This is a genomic window from uncultured Amaricoccus sp., assembly GCF_937858865.1.
Taxonomy (GTDB): Bacteria; Pseudomonadota; Alphaproteobacteria; order Rhodobacterales; family Rhodobacteraceae; genus Amaricoccus.
Map to the genome: position 1 here is coordinate 1 of NZ_CALLYO010000299.1, position 2886 is coordinate 2886.

General features: G+C 69.7%; 2 protein-coding genes. One reads left to right on the plus strand and one right to left on the minus strand.

Translation table 11 applies throughout. The features are described 5' to 3' along the window. Positions 1 to 360: 360 nt before the first annotated feature. A complete protein-coding gene (locus Q0112_RS08485; RefSeq protein WP_297973917.1) occupies positions 361 to 1614 on the minus strand; it encodes a glycosyltransferase in 1254 nt (417 codons plus the stop codon). A 272-nt stretch (positions 1615 to 1886) separates the two neighbouring features. Here Q0112_RS08485 and Q0112_RS08490 point away from each other — a divergent pair. Then, the coding region (locus Q0112_RS08490; protein ID WP_297973920.1) for a polysaccharide biosynthesis/export family protein at positions 1887 to 2886 on the plus strand (1000 nt) is incomplete at its 3' end.

A 2886-nucleotide genomic window follows, 5' to 3' on the forward strand; every position in this document is an offset into this window, starting at 1 on the left:
ACTAACAACAAGCTACTAAAGATAATGCTTAGTGAGTAGGTAAATGGCGAGCGGCTGGCGGTTTGCGAGTGTTGCGGGTACTGTGAGCGGCTAGGTTGTATCTGACGCATCTATAAGGCGATTAGTACTGGAAAAGCGCCAGATGCAATAAATCAAGGTGAATCGCCTTCCTGTCGCCCATTCGCCCAAGCAGCGGCATGTCGATCTCGCGTGAGCTCGCAATGAACTGTCGCGGCGAGGGGCTTCGCCGGCGTCAACCGAAGCGAGAGCTTCTTGCGGTGCGGTTGCCGCCATCTCCTGCGGGTCTTCCGCTGAAGTCGCCCCGATGGAGCGATCCGCCACGAGCGGACCCGATGCCGGTCAGGAGGCGACCCGGACGGGATCGCCGCGCAGCGGGGCGGGGGCGCCGGCCAGGTCTCTCGCGCGAACGGCGAGCGCCTGCGCCACCGCGGCGAGGACCTCGCGATCGAACCGCTCGGTGGAGAATCGCTGTGCGTTCTGGCGGCATGCCGAGGGGGTGATTCCCGCCATATTGTGCTCGAACGTCTCGACCGCGTCGCGAATCGCCTCTGCCGACTGCCGCGGGAACAGCACGCCGGTGGGATGCTCGCTGCCGAGCGGCCGGACGATGTCGCGGGCGCCGCCCTGGGCGAAGGCGATCAGCGGCGTGCCGGAGGCCTGTGCCTCCGCCAGAGCGATGCCGAAGTCCTCGCAGCCGGCGAAGACCATGGCCTTGGCGTTGCGCACGGCGTCGACATATTGCTGCCGCTCGAGATAGCCGGTGAAGGTGATGTTCGGCGCGGCGAGGGCGCGGAGCGCGGCGGACTGCTGGCCCTCGCCGACCACAAGGAGTTTGCGATCGGGCATCTCCCTGAAGGCGCGGAGCACGAGGTCCGTGCGCTTGTAGGGTGCCAGGAAGCTCGCGGCGACATAATAGTCGCCCTTCCGCGGGGTGAACGGCATCTCCTCGACGTCGACCGGCGGGTGGATCACGAGGGCGTCGCGGCCGTAGATCCGGCGGATCCTGGCCCGCACGTACTCGGAGTTGGCGGCCATCAGGTCCGGGCCGTGCGCGGTCCGGACGTCCCAGGTCCTGAGCCCGTGCAGCATGTAGCGGTAGAGCAGCCCCTTCGGCCCGAAGCCGAGGCCGGCCTGGTCGAGGTAGGTGAACTGCTCGTCCCAGGCATAGCGGGCCGGGCTGTGCACGTAGCAGACATGCGGCTGATCGGGGCGCGTGAGCACGCCGCGCGCGAAGGCCGAGGAGGAGGAGAGGACCAGGTCGTACCCGGTCACGTCGAACTGCTCGATGAAGAAGGGGCAGAGGGCGAAGAGGTGGCGGTAGTAGCGGCGGACGCCCGGCAGGCGGTTCAGCGGGGAGGTTCGGAAGATCTTGCCGGGGAAATGCCGGGCCTTCACGTCGGGATCGAGGAAATCGAAGAGCGTGAAGACGTCGGCGCCGGGGAACAGCCGGCAAAGCCGGGCGAGGACCCGTTCGCCGCCGCGGAAGTCCGGGCACCAGTCGTGGACGATCGCGACCCTGGCGTCCTGCAGCGCCGACAGGGCTGCGGGCTCGTCTTGTGCGGCCATGACGGTCGCCGATTGAGGCCGAGACATCCTGCTCCTCCGTGCGCTGCCCGCTGATCGGGCCGCGCAAGCATCCCAGCATCGGCAGCCCCACCGCGTTCAGGAAGCCTGCCCGGCGACGGCCGCCATCCTCCATAAGGCGGCGGACCCCCGCACCGACGGCGGACGCTCGCGCCTTCCGGCGGGGCGGGCGCTCCTTTGGGGGGCGGTCCGGCACGCCGGGGGTCGGCCTATCCTCGCCTGTCCGGGGATGGTTCGGAGCGAGGCAGGTGACGGGTTCAGATGTGGCGGGACGCGCCCGAATGCTTTCACGCTCCGGCTGCGCCACCGTGCTGTTGCTGCTCGCCGCCCTGCTGCTGGCGGCGCCGGCGGTGGCCGCGCCCGAGTACCGGCTCGGGCCCGAGGACAAGATCCGTCTGAAGGTGTTCGAGTGGCGCGCCTCGCTGGACGAGGTGTTCGGCTGGGAGGCCCTGAACGACGAATATACCGTCGGGGAGGCGGGCGAGCTCTCGCTGCCGCTCGTGGGGCCGGTCGCGGCGGCGGGCGCCACGCGCGACCAGCTCGCCGCTCTCATCGCCGACCGGCTCGCGCAACGCATGGGCCTCGGCGGGCAGCCGACGGTCGCGGTCGAGATCGTCGAGTACCGCCCGTTCTATATCGTCGGCTCGGTCGAGGAACCCGGGGCCTACCCCTATCGTCCGGGGCTGACGCTGCTGAAGGCGCTGAGCCTGGCCGGCGGGCTGAGCAGCCGCGGCGAGGGCGGCACCCGCGCGGTGATCTCCGGGCTCGGCGACATCGACGTCCTGCTGCTGCAGCGCGATGCCGCGGTGGCGCGCCTGGCTCGGCTGCGGGCGGAGCTCGCCGACGCCGGTGCCTTCGAGGCTCCGCCGGAGCTCGCGCCCCGCGCCGGCGAACCGGCCGTGGCGCGGCTGATCGAGCAGGAGCGCGCGATCTTTGCCGCCCGGCAGGACTCGCACAAGACCCATATGGCGGCGCTGGAGCAGCTCCGGACCAACCTTCAGACCGAGGTTCCGGCGCAGGCCGGGTTGCTCGATAACGTGAAGGCTCAGATCGACTCGCTGCGCGACGAGGTGGCGACGATCGGCGGCGTCGTCACCGGGCGCGAGATCCGCGAGATGGAGCGCGAGATCACCAAGCTCGAGGGCGAGCGGCTGCGCAGCGAGACGAGCCTGCTTCGAGCGCAGCAGGAGGTGAGCCGGGCCGAGATCTCCATCATCGATCTTCGGACCCAGCACGCCCAGAACCTGGCGGACGAGATCCGCGCCACCCAGGCGCAGCTCG

What these genes read in the sequence shown, in the direction of transcription:
- Q0112_RS08485 (WP_297973917.1), bottom strand. Translation starts at nt 1,614, where the DNA reads ATGTCTCGGCCTCAATCGGCGACCGTCATGGCCGCACAAGACGAGCCC.